The sequence below is a fragment of the Sulfitobacter sp. M39 genome (assembly GCF_021735935.1).
Classification (GTDB): domain Bacteria; phylum Pseudomonadota; class Alphaproteobacteria; order Rhodobacterales; family Rhodobacteraceae; genus Sulfitobacter.
Map to the genome: position 1 here is coordinate 796,423 of NZ_WMDZ01000001.1, position 16,009 is coordinate 812,431.

General features: G+C 61.6%; 16 protein-coding genes. 7 read left to right on the top strand and 9 right to left on the bottom strand.

Going from position 1 to position 16,009, the window contains the following annotated elements:
* Nucleotides 1–19 precede the first annotated feature (19 nt).
* Nucleotides 20–1,870, top strand: a complete 1,851-nt coding sequence (gene aspS / locus GLP43_RS03855; protein WP_237278260.1) for an aspartate--tRNA ligase — start codon at nt 20–22, stop codon at nt 1,868–1,870.
* A 127-nt stretch (nt 1,871–1,997) separates the two neighbouring features.
* On the opposite strand, the gene GLP43_RS03860 is transcribed toward aspS, so the two are convergent.
* Nucleotides 1,998–2,159, bottom strand: a complete 162-nt coding sequence (locus GLP43_RS03860) for a hypothetical protein (protein WP_237278261.1) — start codon at nt 2,157–2,159, stop codon at nt 1,998–2,000.
* Nucleotides 2,160–2,325: 166 nt separating this feature from the next.
* Between GLP43_RS03860 and GLP43_RS03865 the strand changes: the two genes are divergently transcribed.
* Complete coding sequence (locus tag GLP43_RS03865; RefSeq protein WP_237278262.1) at nt 2,326–3,051, top strand: GNAT family N-acetyltransferase; 726 nt, start codon at nt 2,326–2,328, stop codon at nt 3,049–3,051.
* A 7-nt stretch (nt 3,052–3,058) separates the two neighbouring features.
* On the opposite strand, the gene GLP43_RS03870 is transcribed toward GLP43_RS03865, so the two are convergent.
* Complete coding sequence (locus tag GLP43_RS03870; RefSeq protein WP_237278263.1) at nt 3,059–3,778, bottom strand: response regulator; 720 nt, start codon at nt 3,776–3,778, stop codon at nt 3,059–3,061.
* A 134-nt stretch (nt 3,779–3,912) separates the two neighbouring features.
* Between GLP43_RS03870 and mce the strand changes: the two genes are divergently transcribed.
* Nucleotides 3,913–4,317 (top strand): methylmalonyl-CoA epimerase, encoded by a 405-nt coding sequence (mce, locus tag GLP43_RS03875; RefSeq protein WP_005851258.1) that lies wholly within the window; start codon nt 3,913–3,915, stop codon nt 4,315–4,317.
* Between the two features lie 2 nt (nt 4,318–4,319).
* On the top strand, nt 4,320–4,613 hold the full coding sequence (locus tag GLP43_RS03880) for a DUF1467 family protein (protein ID WP_138924407.1): 294 nt from the start codon (nt 4,320–4,322) through the stop codon (nt 4,611–4,613).
* Here the strand turns inward: GLP43_RS03880 and GLP43_RS03885 are convergent.
* The 4 genes from GLP43_RS03885 to trpS all read right to left on the bottom strand — a co-directional run bounded on the left by GLP43_RS03885 (nt 4,546) and on the right by trpS (nt 8,111).
* Nucleotides 4,546–5,280, bottom strand: coding sequence for an EI24 domain-containing protein (locus GLP43_RS03885; RefSeq protein WP_237278264.1), 735 nt, complete (start codon nt 5,278–5,280; stop codon nt 4,546–4,548). The genes GLP43_RS03880 and GLP43_RS03885 overlap by 68 nt on opposite strands.
* The gene (locus tag GLP43_RS03890) at nt 5,271–5,843 is read right to left on the bottom strand and encodes a nitroreductase family protein (RefSeq protein ID WP_237278265.1); all 573 of its coding nucleotides are present in this window, start codon (nt 5,841–5,843) and stop codon (nt 5,271–5,273) included. Before GLP43_RS03890 ends, GLP43_RS03885 begins: the two co-directional genes overlap by 10 nt.
* A gap of 11 nt (nt 5,844–5,854) precedes the next feature.
* On the bottom strand, nt 5,855–6,961 hold the full coding sequence (locus GLP43_RS03895) for a class II histone deacetylase (RefSeq protein WP_237278266.1): 1,107 nt from the start codon (nt 6,959–6,961) through the stop codon (nt 5,855–5,857).
* Between the two features lie 133 nt (nt 6,962–7,094).
* Nucleotides 7,095–8,111 carry a tryptophan--tRNA ligase gene (gene trpS / locus GLP43_RS03900; RefSeq protein ID WP_237278267.1) on the bottom strand — a complete coding sequence of 339 codons (1,017 nt, stop codon included), beginning with the start codon at nt 8,109–8,111 and terminating at the stop codon, nt 7,095–7,097.
* A 75-nt stretch (nt 8,112–8,186) separates the two neighbouring features.
* Between trpS and GLP43_RS03905 the strand changes: the two genes are divergently transcribed.
* The gene (locus GLP43_RS03905; protein WP_237278268.1) at nt 8,187–8,873 is read left to right on the top strand and encodes a rhomboid family intramembrane serine protease; all 687 of its coding nucleotides are present in this window, start codon (nt 8,187–8,189) and stop codon (nt 8,871–8,873) included.
* Between the two features lie 74 nt (nt 8,874–8,947).
* Here the strand turns inward: GLP43_RS03905 and murJ are convergent, their stop codons facing one another.
* The 3 genes from murJ to GLP43_RS03920 form a co-directional block, all read right to left on the bottom strand.
* Complete coding sequence (gene murJ / locus GLP43_RS03910) at nt 8,948–10,540, bottom strand: murein biosynthesis integral membrane protein MurJ (protein ID WP_237278269.1); 1,593 nt, start codon at nt 10,538–10,540, stop codon at nt 8,948–8,950.
* A gap of 108 nt (nt 10,541–10,648) precedes the next feature.
* A complete protein-coding gene (locus tag GLP43_RS03915) occupies nt 10,649–13,432 on the bottom strand; it encodes a [protein-PII] uridylyltransferase (protein ID WP_237278270.1) in 2,784 nt (927 codons plus the stop codon).
* 13 nt (nt 13,433–13,445) lie between these two features.
* Nucleotides 13,446–14,630 carry a penicillin-binding protein activator gene (locus GLP43_RS03920; RefSeq protein WP_237278271.1) on the bottom strand — a complete coding sequence of 395 codons (1,185 nt, stop codon included), beginning with the start codon at nt 14,628–14,630 and terminating at the stop codon, nt 13,446–13,448.
* A gap of 89 nt (nt 14,631–14,719) precedes the next feature.
* Here GLP43_RS03920 and rsmI point away from each other — a divergent pair, with 89 nt between their 5' ends.
* Together rsmI and GLP43_RS03930 are read left to right on the top strand one after the other, a co-directional pair.
* Entirely contained in the window at nt 14,720–15,580 is an 861-nt protein-coding gene (gene rsmI, locus GLP43_RS03925; RefSeq protein WP_237278272.1) for a 16S rRNA (cytidine(1402)-2'-O)-methyltransferase, read from the top strand.
* A 1-nt stretch (nt 15,581) separates the two neighbouring features.
* Nucleotides 15,582–15,971, top strand: a complete 390-nt coding sequence (locus GLP43_RS03930) for a YraN family protein (RefSeq protein WP_237278273.1) — start codon at nt 15,582–15,584, stop codon at nt 15,969–15,971.
* Nucleotides 15,972–16,009 lie beyond the last annotated feature (38 nt).

Sequence of the window (16,009 nt, forward strand, 5' to 3'; positions counted from 1 at the left end):
CCCTCGAAAGGGACCCGTCATGCACGCATATCGCAGCCATACATGCGCCGATCTGAGCAAGGAAAACGTTGGCGACAAGGTTCGCCTGTCCGGGTGGGTGCACCGTGTGCGCGACCACGGTGGTATCCTGTTTATCGACCTGCGCGACCATTACGGCATGACCCAAGTGCTGTGCGACCCTGATTCCCCCGTCTTTGCCGAGGTGGAAAAGGTGCGGTCTGAATGGTGTATCCGCATCGATGGCGAGGTAAAGGCCCGCGACGCCGATCTGGTCAACACCAAGATCCCCACCGGCGAGATCGAAGTTTTCGTGCGCGACATCGAAGTGCTGGGCCCGTCGAAAGAGCTGCCTTTGCAGGTCTTTGGCGATCAGGAATACCCCGAGGAAACCCGTCTGCGCTATCGCTACCTCGACCTGCGTCGCGAGAAAATGCAGGACAACATGGTGCTGCGGTCCGATGTTGTGTCGTCGATCCGCAAGCGCATGTGGGACCAGAACTTCAAAGAATTCCAAACGCCGATCATCACCGCGTCTTCCCCCGAAGGGGCGCGCGACTTCCTCGTGCCGTCGCGTCTGCACCCGGGCAAGTTCTACGCTTTGCCGCAGGCCCCGCAGCAGTTCAAACAGCTGCTGATGGTGTCCGGCTTTGACAAGTATTTCCAGATCGCGCCGTGTTTCCGCGACGAAGACCCGCGCGCGGACCGGTCCCCCACCGATTTCTACCAGCTCGACCTCGAGATGTCCTTTGTCGAACAGCAAGACGTGTTCGACACCATCCAGCCTGTGCTGACCGGCATTTTCGAAGAATTCGGCGGCGGCAAGACTGTGGATCAGGAATGGCCGCAAATCTCTTATAAAGATGCGGCGCTGTGGTATGGCTCTGACAAGCCCGACCTGCGTAACCCGATCAAGATGCAGGTCGTGTCCGACCATTTCGCGGGCTCCGGCTTTGCGATCTTTGCCAAACTGCTGGAACAGGAAGGCACCGAAATCCGCGCCATTCCCGCGCCCACAGGCGGCAGCCGCAAGTTCTGCGACCGCATGAACGCCTTTGCGCAAAAAGAAGGGCTGCCCGGCATGGGCTATATCTTCTGGCGCGAGAAAACCGCCGACAGCGTGGCGCAGGAACTGGGTATCACGGTGAAAGAAGCCCAAGCCAAGCTGAAAGCCGGTGAGGTCGAAGGGGGCATGGAAGCAGCGGGCCCGCTGGCCAAAAACATCGGGCCAGAGCGTACCGAGGCGATCCGCCAGCAATTGGGTCTGGACGTTGGCGATGCAGCGTTCTTCCTTGGCGGCAAGCCCAAGTCCTTCGAAGGTGTCGCGGGCCGTGCCCGTAACGTCATCGGTGCCGAATTGGGTCTGACGGATGAAAACCGTTTCGCCTTTGCTTGGATCGTCGATTTCCCGATCTACGAGAAAGACGAAGAATCCGGCAAAATCGACTTTGAACACAACCCGTTCTCCATGCCGCAGGGCGGGATGGACGCGCTGATGGGCGACCCGCTTGAGGTGCTTGGCTATCAGTATGACCTTGCGTGTAACGGCTACGAACTGGTGTCCGGTGCCATCCGGAACCACAAGCCAGAGATCATGTTCAAGGCGTTCGAGATCGCAGGCTACGGCAAGGACGAAGTCGAGAAGCGCTTCGGCGGCATGGTTAACGCGTTCCAATACGGTGCCCCGCCCCACGGTGGTTGTGCGGCCGGTATCGACCGGATCGTCATGTTGCTGGCAGAAGAGGCGAACATCCGCGAGGTGATCCTCTTCCCGATGAACCAGCGTGCCGAAGACCTGATGATGAACGCGCCAAGCGAGCCTCAGTCGGATCAGTTGATGGAGCTGGGTCTGCGAGTCATCCCGCAGGACTAAGCCCTGCAACATACCCATAGAAAAGCCCGCCTTTGATTTGTCAAAGGCGGGCTTTTTCGTTTGAACGCGATGGAACCGCGTTGGTGTCGGGGTGGTGGTCTATGTCGGGATGGCATGTGCCCGAGGCTCAGAAACCGGCTTGCGCAACCTCTACCACGGTCTGTGCGCCAAAGTCGCGCGCATGGGCAAATGCCAGTGCCACGATCGCCACACCCACCACATTCGCCGCAAAGACGGTCCAGTCGAAACTGGTTTCCTTGGCGTAGATGCGGCGCAGTTTGATGAACATGACGTGCCCCCTTGGGATGGATGGCGTGGGTGGGTTGGTGGTTGCGGATGCCGTCAGCCTCGCAGGCGTTTGTGGCAAAAACAGGACTTTTCTGCGCTCTGGATTGGGTGATGTCATATGACATTCGGGTCTTGGCGCTGACAGCGCTTGGCCTTAACGTAAGCGCATGAAACAAGATGACCAGCCCCCCGGCCCACTTGGTGCCCCTGTCGCAGATTTTTCCGTCCCGCAGCGTCCGCCGCGGTTGGTGATGACGGGCCGCTACGCCCAGCTTGAACCGCTGAACGCCGAGGCCCACGCCGCCCTGCTGTTCCGCGCCTTTGAAGGGCAGGATCAGCTGTGGCATTATATGTATGACGGGCCGTTTTCATCCTCGGCCCAGTTTCACCGCTGGGTGCGCGAGGTCGAAACCAAGGACGACCCGCTGTTCTACGCGATCAAGAACCTTGAGACAGGGCATATCGAAGGGGTGGCAAGCTATCTGCGCATCGCGCCAGAGGCCGGATCGATAGAGGTCGGGTCAATCACCTTTGGGCCCGCGTTGCAGCGCACACGGGCGGCGACGGATGCCATGTATCTGATGATGAAATGGGCGTTCGAGGCGGGATACCGTCGGTATGAATGGAAGTGTAACGCGCTGAACATGCCGTCGCGCCGTGCCGCGCAACGCTTGGGCTTCAGCTACGAAGGCATCTTCCGGCAGGCGGCTGTCGTTAAAGGGCGCAACCGCGATACGGCATGGTTTGCGGCGATTGACGCCGAATGGCCGGGCCTGCGCGAAGCCTTCGAGGCGTGGCTTTCCCCCGCAAACTTTGACGCAGAGGGCAAGCAGCGCGAACGGTTGGGCGATCTGACCAGCCTCGTGCGGGTGTCGAGTGACCCGTTGACGTGACCCGCGACTAGATCGCGATCTGCCGCATCAGGCGTTGGCGCAAGACCGACCGGATCACCCGTTGTTCTTCCATCGCAGGCAGGCCCAAGGTGCTGCGTGCTGCCAGCGCTGTCGCCGCCTGTTCCAGTGCTGCATCCCGCGCACTGCGCGCCACGCCGGTCAGAAACTGCGCGACATATTCCAGCGTCTGAGGCGTACAGGGGCCGGACAGAACGTCATCCATATGCGCCATGTCATCCTGCAACGCGATAGTGTCGGGCGTGATCGTTTCATCGGCAAGCACGGACAGCCCCAGCGGACGGTGATGCTGGGGCAGGGCGGCCAGCACGACCTGCTGAAACTGTGACAAAGATTGCAACGGTTTGCTCATGAAGCGGTCTGCCCCTGCGGCCAGCGCATCCGCCGCCAGATGGGTCTCCCCCGAAATCGCCAGTAGCGCATCCACGCGGGGCTGCGATTGTGCCAGTTCCGCAATCAGATCAATGCCGTTTCCGTCTGGTAACCCCAGATCGGCAATCACGATCGACGGGCGGTAGACCTGCAAATGCCGCCGCGCGGCGCGCAGGCTGTCGGCCCGTCTGATCCGCGCGCCAGAGCGGAGACAGAGCAGTCGCATCGCCTCGCAGGCAAAGCGGCTGTCTTCGATCACCAGAACGGTAAGACCCAAAAGCGGGCGGTCGGCCGTGGGGGCGGGCAGGCTTTGGGCCTGATGTTCAAGCGTATCCATGATTCCTCCGTTATGCTTTGTGGGTGACCTATGGTTAGGCGCGCTTCGCTAATACGGTGTTAACGTGACGCATTGCTCTTGCGGCAGCGGCAGCCCATAAACTGCGTCAAATGTAGATTTGAGGGAGAAGAATGATGATCGGTCGCCTAAACCACGTAGCCATCGCCGTGCCGGACCTTGAGGCCGCTGCGGATCAATATCGCAACGCTTTGGGTGCGAATGTCGGCCCCGCGCAAGACGAACCCGACCACGGCGTCACCGTGATCTTTATCGAACTGCCCAATACCAAGATCGAACTGCTTTACCCGCTGGGGGACGATAGCCCGATCAACGGTTTTCTGGAAAAGAACCCCGCCGGTGGCATCCACCACATCTGCTATGAGGTCGAAGACATCATCGCGGCGCGGGATCGCCTGAAAGAAAGCGGCGCGCGTGTTCTGGGGAACGGAGAGCCCAAGATCGGAGCCCACGGCAAGCCGGTGATCTTCCTGCACCCCAAAGACTTTAACGGCGCGCTGGTCGAGCTGGAGCAGGTGTAACCATGGCCGTCATGTCAGGCATCGTTCTGTTCACCGTGATCTGGTCGATGGTCTTTATGATCCTGCTGCCGGTGCGGGTGCAAACCCAAGGGGATCTGGGGCAGATCGTCGAGGGCACCCATGCAGGGGCCCCCGAACATCACCATCTCAAGAAAAAGGCCCTGTGGACCACAGGTATCTCGGTCATTCTTTGGGCGATCATCGCAGGGATCATCCTGTCAGGTTGGTTCACCGTGGCCGATGTCGAACGTCTGTTGCACGGGGCCCCGACGCCAATTGGTGGAACAAATGGGTAAAGGTCGCCGCACCTAAGATCGGAATCACCAGATTCAGCAGGGGCACCGACAAGGGAATCGCCATCAACACGCCAGCGGCGAATATCGTAAGCCCATGTTTGCCACGCAAACGCTTTGCCTCGGTCCGGCCCACCCGCCGGATCGCGGCAAGAGTGAAATACTCGCGCCCCAGCAAGAAACCGTTCACGCTCCAGAAGATCAGGGGCGCGAAGGGGGCGAACATCAGGTACAGCACCAACGCCACGACGTTCACACCGATCAGCACCCCCATGAAGTTCACCGTATCGCGCAGCGCATCGCCAAAGGGCACGGGCGTGGCGGGGGGCAGATGGGGGTAGTGTTCGGCCTCTACCGCGTCGGCCACATCATCCAGAAACATCGACGTGATGGCCGAGGCGACGGGCACCATCAGGAACACCGACAGCACCATTAGCAGCAGCGCTGCCCCCCAGCTGAACAAATCGTCCAGCCAAGACACTTCGCCGAGGACGGGCAGCCAGTTGTCCTCTCCGGTCAGCCAGTCAATCAGCCAGACAAAGCCCGCAGACGCACCGACCAGCAGCAGCAACGCCAAGCCGACACCCAGCAGCAGCACGCGGCGAAAGCTTGGATCGCCGACCTGTCCAACAGCCAGCCCGAAGGCGCGAAAAATCTGTGCTATTGCCATGTGGTGATCGCCGTGATGTCGGGGCGCCCGCGCTCTGGCGGAGCGGAGGTTTCGGTGCCGATATGGATGATGCCGGCGATGCGTTCATGTTCGGCGAGGTCGAAAGCCTCGGTCATGAAGGCGCGGTCGTGGCTGACCCAACCGCTCAGCCAGTTCGCGCCCCAGCCAGAGGCGAGCGCGGCATTGACCAGCGACAGGCAGACCCCGCCCACGGCATAGGTCTGTTCCAACGGCGGGATCTTGGGCGAGGGTTTCTGCACCTCGACCACAACAACCGCCAGATCGCCCTGATCGAATTGCCCGCGGCCCTTCTGGATCTGCTCGGGGTCGAGCGCCAGGGCGGTGCCGCGTGCTTCGGCAATGTCGGCCAGACGCGCCATCGCGGGCTTTTCGATCACGATAAAACGCCAGGGCTCCAGCATCCCGTGATCCGGCGCGCGCGAGGCCACGGTCAACAGCACGGTCAGCGTGTCGCGGTCAGGGACCGGTGTGGTCAGGGTCTTGGCAGGGCGCGAACGGCGGGTTTGCAGGAAATGCAGCGCGTCGGGATTGGGTGTGGGCATCGGGGTCTCTCTTATAGGTTCAGCTTTTGCGCCATGTCGTCAATGGACGCGCGCAGGAAAGCGTCGAATGCGGGGCTTGGCTGGCGAATGCGAAAGTTCTTCGCATGGGGATCTGGCGCTGTGATGTCACTGTCTGCGAGGGCTGCGATGGTGGCGTGGCCACAGAAGGGAACATAGGCCTCTGAATAGCCGCCTTCATGGACGAGCACCAGCTTGCCACCGCAAAGTTTTTGCGCCGCTGCTTTGATCCGCTGTGTCATCTCGGCAAAGGTTTCCGCCGTGGCCTGCATGCGCGCCAGCGGGTCCACGATAGAGGCATCGAAACCGCAGGCGACGATGATCATATCGGGCTGATACGCGTCGAGCGCGGGGATTACGACGCGATCGAGCGCATGCAGATAGGCCGTATGCCCCGACCCCGCGTGCATCGGCAGGTTGATATTGTAACCGGCTCCCGCGCCGTCGCCCCGATCCGCCAGCGCGCCGGTATCAAGCGGGTAATTACCTTCTTGATGGAGCGACATCGTCAGCACGTCGTCGCGGTCATAAAAGATCGCCTCGGTGCCATTGCCGTGGTGCACATCCCAGTCCAGCACGGCAACGCGGCGCACCAGCCCCTTGGCCTTTGCTGCCTCGATCGCGATGGCGATATTGGCGAGCAGGCAGAAGCCGTTGGGGAAATCAGGCAGCGCATGGTGCCCCGGTGGACGGCTGAGCGCATAGGCATTGTCGAGGTCACCTTTGGCAACGGCCTCTACCGCGGCGATGGAGAGGCCCACGGACAGCGCCGCAATCTCAAATCCGCCAGCGGCGAAGGGGGTGCGCAACCCCAGCTCTCCACCGCCCGCGTCGGAAAGGCGCTTGAAGTGGTCGAGATAGGCCGCCGGATGGACCCGCAGCAGATCGTCGCGGGTGGCAGGTGCTGCGCTGCGCACGTCGAGCTCGGCCATCAGGCCGGTGACCTCCATCAGGTTGCGCAGCCGGCGTTTGGTCTCGGGGTTTTCTGGCAGGCCGCCCGCTGCCAGCGGCTGCACCAAACCGCCCACGGGCATGGTAAAGGCATAGTTGCCACCTGCGTGCCAAAAGCAGCGTTCATCCATGAAAAAACCGGTGGTCATCGTCTATCCCCTTCGTGGTTCGGGCGAAGGCTGGCAAAACGCCAAAGGATTGTCCATGGGGGCAAGGCCCGCAGCCGGGGTGCTGCGGGGGATCTGTGGAGTGAGTATTTGGGAAAGGGTGAAGGGGGCTGGTTTAGCCTACCATGCCCACAATCTCGTAGGTTTTCTTGAGGATCGGCGTGGTGATCTCGCGCGCTTGGGTCGCGCCGTGGGCGAGAATGCGGTCGATCTCTGCCGGGTCGGCCATCAGCTCTGCCATGCGGGTGCTGATCGGGGCCATTTTGGCGACGGCGAGTTCAGCCAGTTTGGGTTTGAAGGTGCCGAACTGCTGGCCGCCGACATCGGCCAGAACCTGTTCTACGGTCTGGTCGTTCAGCGCGGCAAAGATATTCACCAGATTGCGCGCCTCTGGCCGGTCCTTGAGGCCGTCCACCTCGGAGGGGAGCGCATCGGCGTCGGTCTTGGCCTTGCGGATTTTCTTGGCGATGGTGTCGGCATCGTCGGTCAGGTTGATACGGCTGGCATCGGAAGGGTCGGACTTCGACATCTTCTTGGACCCGTCGCGCAGGGACATGACGCGGGTCGCTGCCCCTTCGATCACCGGTTCGGTCAGCGGGAAGAAATCGACGCCGTAGTCATGGTTGAACTTGGCCGCGATGTCGCGGGTCAGTTCAAGGTGCTGTTTCTGGTCCTCGCCCACGGGTACATGGGTTGCGTGATAGATCAGGATGTCGGCGGCCATCAGCGCGGGATAGGCAAAGAGTCCCAGCGAGGCAGCTTCGGCGTTCTTGCCGGCCTTATCCTTCCACTGGGTCATGCGGCCCATCCAGCCCATACGCGCCACGCAGTTGAAGACCCAGGCCAGTTGCGCGTGTTCGGGCACCTGGCTTTGGTTGATCAGGATGGATTTATCGGGGTCGATGCCCGACGCGATGAAACCGGCACAAAGCTCGCGCGTGCTGCGCTTGAGGTCCGCAGGGTCCTGCCAGACAGTAATCGCGTGCAGATCGACCATGCAGTAGATCGACTGCACCCCCTTGTCCTGCGCATCGGCAAAACGTTTGAGCGCGCCTAGGTAGTTTCCAAGATGCAAATCGCCCGACGGCTGGATGCCGGAAAACACACGCGGGGTGAAAGAGGTGTCGGTCATTGGATGCTCCGATAAGGCTGGAAACTACGGCCAGATGGGCTTACCCATGCGCACCATGCCCGTCAAGGAGGCCCTATGGAAGACCCAGATTTTCACCCCCCCGTGAACCCGATGCCCGCAACCGTCACGCTGCTTTTTCTGGCGTTGGCGGGGATAGAGGTCGCGTTGTCGCTGGCCGAAGCCGGGATCATCGGCGGCCCTGCAGCCGTGGGCTGGCGTCTGGCCTTGATCCGCGACTTCGGGTTTTCAGGCGATGTTTTTGACTGGATGGTCGCCAATATGCAGTTCCCCCTGCGCGAGCTGTCGCGGGTGGTGAGCTATAGTTTCATCCATCTGGGCTTCACCCATGCGATCTTTGCCTGCGTGCTGTTGCTGGCGCTTGGCAAGATGGTGGCCGAGGCAATGGGGCAGGTGGCGTTCCTGGCGATCTTCTTTGTGTCGGGCATTTTCGGGGCGGTGGTCTATGCGCTGGTGCTGGATGATCCGGTCTGGCTGGTCGGGGCCTATCCGTCAGTTTATGGGCTGATCGGCGGTTATTCCTTTGTCATGTGGCGCAAGTTGGCGGTGCAAGGGGAACAGCAGTACCGCGCGTTTTCCCTGATTGCCGTGCTGATGGGGTTGCAGCTGATCTGGGGCGTGTTCTTTGACGCGGGCACCCAGTGGGTGGCGGAGCTTTTGGGCTTTGCCTGTGGTTTCGCGCTGAGCTTTGTTTTTGCGCCGGGTGAATGGGGCAGGCTGCGGGAGCGTATTCGGCATCGGTAGTATGTGACGCAGGGTAGGAAAGGGGGCCAGCCCCCTGACCCCCGGGATTTAAGGCCATTTGGAAGCGGGTCGGGTTAGCCGCGTTTTAGGGCGCGTTTGAATTCGGCCAGTTTGAACGCACCGATGAGTTGGCCGGTGCCGAAGTAGCTGACGGCCGCCAGGGCAATGAGGATCACCAGGGCGACCCCGCGCCACCAGGGTTCGGCGAGCAGGGGTTGCAGAGCCAGGTTGCTGATCCAGAGCGCGCCGCCCATGACCGCCGCCGCCGCCATGATGCGCCAGATGCGTTTGTGAAACCGTGCGTCGAATTTCGCGGCCAGCCCGAAGCCACGTGCGCCATAGGCCAGCAAGGCAAACATCGCCCATCCCGCCAGTGTCGTCGCGATGGCAGGGGCAATCCAGCCGATCACGGGGCTGAGGCCGACGGCCAGCACCACATTCACCACCATTGCCACCACGGCAAAGTAGAAGGGGCGGCGGGTGTCTTCACGCGCGTAGTAAAGCGGTTGCAGGATCTTTTGCAGCACGAAGGCCGGCAGGCCGAGCCCGTAGATCGCCACCGCAATGGCGATGGCCGCGGCGTCATCTGTGGTTGTGGCCCCGCGTTGGAACAGCACCGTGGCCAGCGTGAAGGGGATCACCATCAGCGCAACCGCCGAGGGGATGGTCAGCGCCAGCGACACCTCGGCAGCGCGGCTGATCTGGGTGTGCGATCCCTGTTCGTCTCCGGCCTTGAGCCGTCGTGACAGGTCGGGCAGCAGCACCACGCCAATGGCGATCCCCACAACGCCCAAGGGCAGTTGGTAGAGGCGGTCTGCGTAATTGAGCCAGGCCACGGCCCCTTCGTAGAAGCTGGCGACCTGACGGCCTACCAGCAGGTTGATCTGCATGACCCCGCCCGCCAGGGCCGCAGGGGCGGCGATGATGGCGAGGCGTTTCAGCTCGGGCGTCAGGCGGGGGCGGCGGCCGAAGGTCAGTGTGAAGCCTGCGCGTTTCGCGGCCCACCAGACCAGTGCCAGTTGCGCGATCCCCGCCAGCGGGACAGACAGCGCCAGCGTGTCGCCGATCTGCAGGCCAAGCGCCTTGTCGATGCCCATCCCGATTGCCTCTGATCCGTCGCGGCCAAGGGCGGCCCCGATAAGGACGGCGAGGATGAAGATGACGTTCAGCACCACAGGGGCTGCCGCTGCCGCCATGAAGCGGCCCGTGGCGTTCAGCACGCCCGACACAAGAGCCGCGAGGGAGATAAACAGGATATAGGGGAAGGCCAGCCGCCCGTATTCGACCGCCAGATCGAACCTTTCGTCCCCCGCAAAGCCTGACGCCATCAGCAGTACCAGCCCCGGCATCGCGACGATCCCGATGATGGTGAACAGCGTCAGGATGAACGCCATGCCGACGAAAGCATCCTGCGCGAATTTTTCCGGATCATCGCCGCTTTCGAGCTTTTTCGAGAACATCGGCACAAAGGCCATGTTAAACGCCCCCTCGGCAAAGAAGCGGCGGAACATGTTGGGCAGGGAAAAGGCGACCAGAAACGCTTCGGCTGCGGGGCCAGAGCCAAGGTAGCCCGCGATCATCACATCGCGCACGAACCCCATGACCCTGCTGAGGAGGGTCCAGATCCCGACGGTGAAGAAGCCGGACATAAGGCGGATAGGTTTCATGGTGGTGCTGCCCCGTAACTGCGGTGCAAATGGCCTAGCCGTTGGCGCCGCACTGCGCAATCAGGGAAATGCGAAGACAGCCGTCATGCCCGCGCGAAAGCGCCGATGTCAGTCCTGCGCCCGTGCCACACCGTCGATGATCGCCGTGCGCAATCGTTTCTCGAGCGTCTTTTGCTTGCTTTCGGTATAGTATTTCAACCCGAACATATCCTTGACGTAGAAGGTATCGACCACCTGTTCCCCATAGGTCGCGATCACCGCATTGGCGATATAGACGTTGGATTCAGACAGCGACCGCGTGAGGTCATAGAGCAGGCCGGGGCGGTCGCGGGTATCCACCTCGATAATCGTGTAGATTTCGGAGCCTTCGTTATCAAAGGTGATATGCGTGGGCACCTTGAACACTTTCTCGCGCTTTTTCACCTTGTCGCGGGATTTCAGCGCATCGCGGGCCAGAATTTCACCCTTGAGCGTCTTGGAGATCATCTGCCGCAGCCGTGGCAGGCGCGAGACGTCGTAGGGGTTGCCCTCGGCGTCCTGGATCCAGAACGCATCGGTCACCCAGCCGTCCTTGGTGGTATAGCTGCGGGCATCGACGACATTGGCCCCGACCAGCGCCAGTGCACCGGCGAGCCGTGCAAAGATGCCCGGGTGGTCTGCCATGACAAAGCAGGCGCGGGTGGCGTCGCGGTCATCGTCAGGATGCAGGTCAATGCGGATTTCACCGTCCTGAATATCGCGGAGCTGCTCGGCGAATACCACCTGCGAGGCCGTATGAAGCCCCTGCCAATAGGGCGGGTAGTGGCGTGCGGTTTCGGCCTGAAGATCCTTGCGCGGCCAATGGGCAAGGGCCGCACGCAGGGCCTTTTTGGCCCCCGCGCCGCGGTTCTCGCGGTTGAGGTCTTCGAGCCCGGTTTCAAGCGCGCGTTTGGTTTGCCGGTAGAGCCCGCGGATCAGCACGGCTTTCCAGTTGTTCCATGTGTTCGGGCCGACGCCGCGGATATCGCAGACGGTCAGCACACACAGCAGATCAAGCCGTTTGACGGTCTGCACCGCCTTGGCAAAGTCCCGCACGGTGCGCGGATCGGAAATATCGCGTTTTTGCGCCATATCCGACATCAGCAGGTGGTAGCGGACCAGCCATTCGACCGTGTCGACCTCGGCCTTGTTCAGGCCCAGACGGGGCGCGATCTTGCGGGCCATTTGGGCGCCAAGGATCGAATGGTCTTCGGGGCGGCCCTTGGCGATATCATGCAGCAAGAGAGCCACATATAGCACCTTGCGGTTCACCCCACGTTGCAGGATCGACGAGGCGACGGGCAGGTCTTCTTCCAGCTCGCCCTTCTCGATGAGGGCAAGGTTCGTAATGCACTGGATTGTATGCTCGTCCACCGTATAGCTGTGGTACATGTTGAACTGCATCATCGCCACGATGGGCTCAAACTCGGGGATGAAGGCCGACAGTACGCCCAGTTCGTTCATCCGGCGCAGGCCGCGTTCGGGGTTGCCGTGTTTCAGCATCAGATCAAGGAAGATCCGCCGCGCTTCGGGCGTGTTGCGCATGTCGTCGTCGATCAGGGCGAGGTTCGCTTTGACCAGACGCATCGCATCGGGGTGGATCAACATGCCGGTGCGCAATGCCTCTTCGAAGATGCGCAGCAGGTTCAGCTTGTCGCTGATAAACGCCTTGCCATCGGTGACGGCCAGCCGCCCGCCCACGACCTCATAGCCGTCCCGCAGCTTGGGGCGACGGCGAAAGATGCGTTCGAGCAGGGGTTCCGCCTTGACGTGCAAGGCTTCGAGCTTGGTGAGGAAGATGCGCGTCAGCTCGCCCACTTCGGTGGCATGGCGGAAATAGGCCTGCATGAACACCTCGACCCCGCGGCGGCCCCGCGTGTCGCGGTATCCCATCGCCTCGGCCACGGCGACCTGCATGTCAAAGGTCAACTGTTCGGTAGCGCGTCCTGAAATGAGGTGCAGGTGTCCGCGTACCGCCCAAAGAAAATTCTCGGCCGCGACGAAGGTCTTGAACTCTTCCTCCAGAAACACGCCGCGGTCGACAAGATCGGCGGCATGTTCGACGCTGTAGATATGTTTGGCGATCCAGAACAACGATTGCAGATCGCGCAAGCCGCCCTTGGCCTCTTTGACGTTGGGTTCCACCACATAACGTAGGCCCTGCTTGCGGTGCCGCGCGTCGCGTTCCTCCAGCTTGGCTTCGATAAAGCTGCGACCGGTGCCTGCGAACAGATCAGTCTTGAGCGTTTCATCCAAATCCTGCGCCAAAGCCACATCGGCGGCGATAAAGCGGTGCTCCAGCAGGGCTGTCTGGATCGTAAAATCCTCGCGGCCAAGGGTCACGCAGTCGCGGATGGTGCGGGTGGAATGGCCGACCTTCAACTTGAGATCCCATAGCATGTAGAGCATGGATTCGATCAGGTTTTCAGTGCGCTGGCTAGGAGTTTGGGGGATGAGGAACAATAGGTCCACATCGGAATAGGGGGCCATCTCCCCGCGGCCATACCCGCCGACGCCGATCACGGCGAGCCTGTCGTTCGGGCCAAGCGTTTCAATCGGGTGGAGCCGTTGTCCGGCGATCTGCAGGGTCGTGCGGACAAGCTGATCGGTGAGGTAGCAATAGGCCGACGTCATGGGGCGCGCGTTGAACGGTGACGCCGCAAAGGCGCGGGCGATTTCGGCGCGTCCGTTCTTCTGCGCGTCTTGCAGGACGGCGACGGCGGCGGCCTGAATCTCTGCCGGATCGGACAAACCGTCCAGCACATCCTTGAGCGCGGCGGAAACAGCCGCTTCGTCAAAGATGCGTTTGGGGGTGCTAATCAGGTGACGCGCGGTGGCCTCACCTGATTCTGCTGGTGCAACAAGGGGTTTCACAAAAGGCGGTCCCTTAGAAACCGGCCCCGCCAAAGGCTTGGGGGGCAGGGCTGATGATGACGACCTGCTGGTTGCGGATCGTGGCAATGGCAAGGCCGCGTTCGGCGGTGCCGTCCGCCTTGAGGCGGAACACGCCGCTCGCCCCGCGGAAGCCCGCGCCTTGGGTCAGACGTGCCGCGGACAACGCGTCGGATTTGCCGGATTTCGCAAGGGCACCCACGGCTGCGATCCCGTCAAAGGCCAGACCAGCGATCGGGCCGGGTGTGTCGCCATAGGCTGCGGCATAGCGCTGCGAAAATGCGGTTGTCGCACCGGGATCGGGCAGGGCGAACCAGCCACCTTGCACGCCGGGCAGTGCCAGCGTTTGGGGCGGGATGTCCCAGCGGGTCAGACCGATGTACTGCGTGGTGGCACCGCTGATCCCCGCCTCTGGCAGCAACTGTGCGAACAGTGGCAGCGCACTGGCCGAGGATGTCGTCAGGAAGATCGCATTCGCCCCGTTGCTTTCTACGGCAGCTTTCACGCGCGGCACGGCAGACATTACGGCTTCTTGGCTCAGCGCGTAATCAACCGTACCGGCAGAGGTCGCCCCGTTTGCGGCAATCGCGCGCAGGATGGCATCGCGGCCCAGCTGGCCGGCCAGATCCTGACCGTGCAGCACGAGGATCTTGTCTTTTCCGTTGCTCTTGGCGTAGCGGACCAGACGGTTGGAGGTGTCGTTAAAGTTCTGACCCAGCACAAAGACATTGCCGCCCGCGATGCTGGGGTTGTTCGAGAAGGACAGGACATTCACGCCCTGCGCGGCAACCGCGTTGCCCGCCGCATTTGCGGCCTCGCCATAAAGCGGCCCCAGAATGATCTGCGCCCCGTCGGTGACGGCCTGCGCCGCCGCGGTGCCCGCAGTGCCAGCATTGCCGCCCGTGCCATAGACCCGCAGGTCAATCTGCACGCCGCCCAGATCACGGATCGCCAGACGCGCGGCGTTCTCAAGCTCTTGCGCCAGCAGGTTATCCGCCGCCGAACCGCCGCGTGGGATCAGCAAGGCCACCGGAATAGGTTTGCTCGAGTCGACTTTGGGGCCCTTGGACCCGTTCATATTGGTCATCGCCACAGGTTCACAGGCGGCAAGCGCCAATGCGATCAGTGGCAGGATCAAAAGCCGCAGTGGCTTGCGAAGGATGTTGAAAACAGCGATCATAACAGTGTCACTCCATTGGTGGCAGGTCGGCGGCAATGGCCCCGGGGACATATGCACTGATCATAGAGGGTGCGAAAGGCGGGTCCAGCTTGAATTACCAAAAGATTCCCCTTGCGGCGGGGCTTTACTTTGTCGGGGTGCCGATCGGCTCTGCCCGCGACATAACCTTGCGGGCGCTCGACGTGCTGGCCTCGGCTGATGTGCTGGCGGCTGAGGACACGCGAAGCCTGCGTAAGTTGATGGATATCCATGGGGTGCCTTTGAACGGGCGGCAGATTGTGGCGCTGCACGACCATTCGGGCAGTGGCGTGCAGGATAAGCTTGTCGCCGCGATCCGCGATGGGCAATCCGTCGCCTATGCCTCCGAGGCGGGGATGCCGTTGATCGCGGATCCGGGGTTCGAACTATCCCGCGGTGTCGGCGAGGCAGGGCTCATGTTGACCTGCGCCCCGGGCCCCTCGGCGGTGCTGACCGCGCTGGCTTTGGCAGGGCTGCCGACGGATGCCTTCTTTTTCGCAGGGTTCCTGCCCAATGCGAAAGGCGCACGGCTCACGGCACTGCAAAAGTTGAAAGAGGTGCAAGGCACGCTGGTTTTCTACGAATCACCCAAGCGGGTGGGGGCGATGCTGCGCGATGCCGCACAGGCGCTGGGCGGGACACGTCCGGCGGCAGTCTGTCGCGAGCTGACCAAGAAGTTCGAGGAAATTCAGCGCGGTACCCTGGATGAGTTGACCGAACACTACAGCGGTAAAGCCCCGAAAGGCGAGATTGTTGTGCTGATTGATCGCGGGCGTTTACCGGCTGTTAGCGAAAGTGATCTAACCTCTGACCTTGCGAACGCATTGGAAACGAATTCGATGCGCGATGCCGTCGATATGGTGGCGCAGGCATATGATGTGCCGCGCCGACAGGTGTATCAGGCAGCATTGGAATTGGGGAAAGAAACCTAAGATGACCGACACACTGACGACATTGGCGAAATCCGTTCAAGGGGCTGTTTCCTATCACGCAGGTCGTGCGGCCGAACTGCAAGTCTCGGATGACTACCGTCGCCGCGGCTTTGATCTGGCACATGAACGGTGGCGCGGTAAGGCGGGCGAAATTGATCTGATCATGCGTGATGGCGACGGGATCGTCTTTGTCGAAGTGAAGAAAAGCAAAAGCCATGACAGCGCGCTGCAGCGTCTGAACCGGAAACAGATGCGCCGTATCTATCGATCCGCCGAAGAATTCATCGGTGGCGAACCCAAAGGCGCGCTGACGGACGTGCGGTTTGACGTGGCGTTGGTCGATCAAACCGGTGAGCTGCGTATCCTTGAAAACGCCTTCGGGCACGACTGACCCATTGCACCCCACGCCCTGCTGCGCCATCTAGAAAG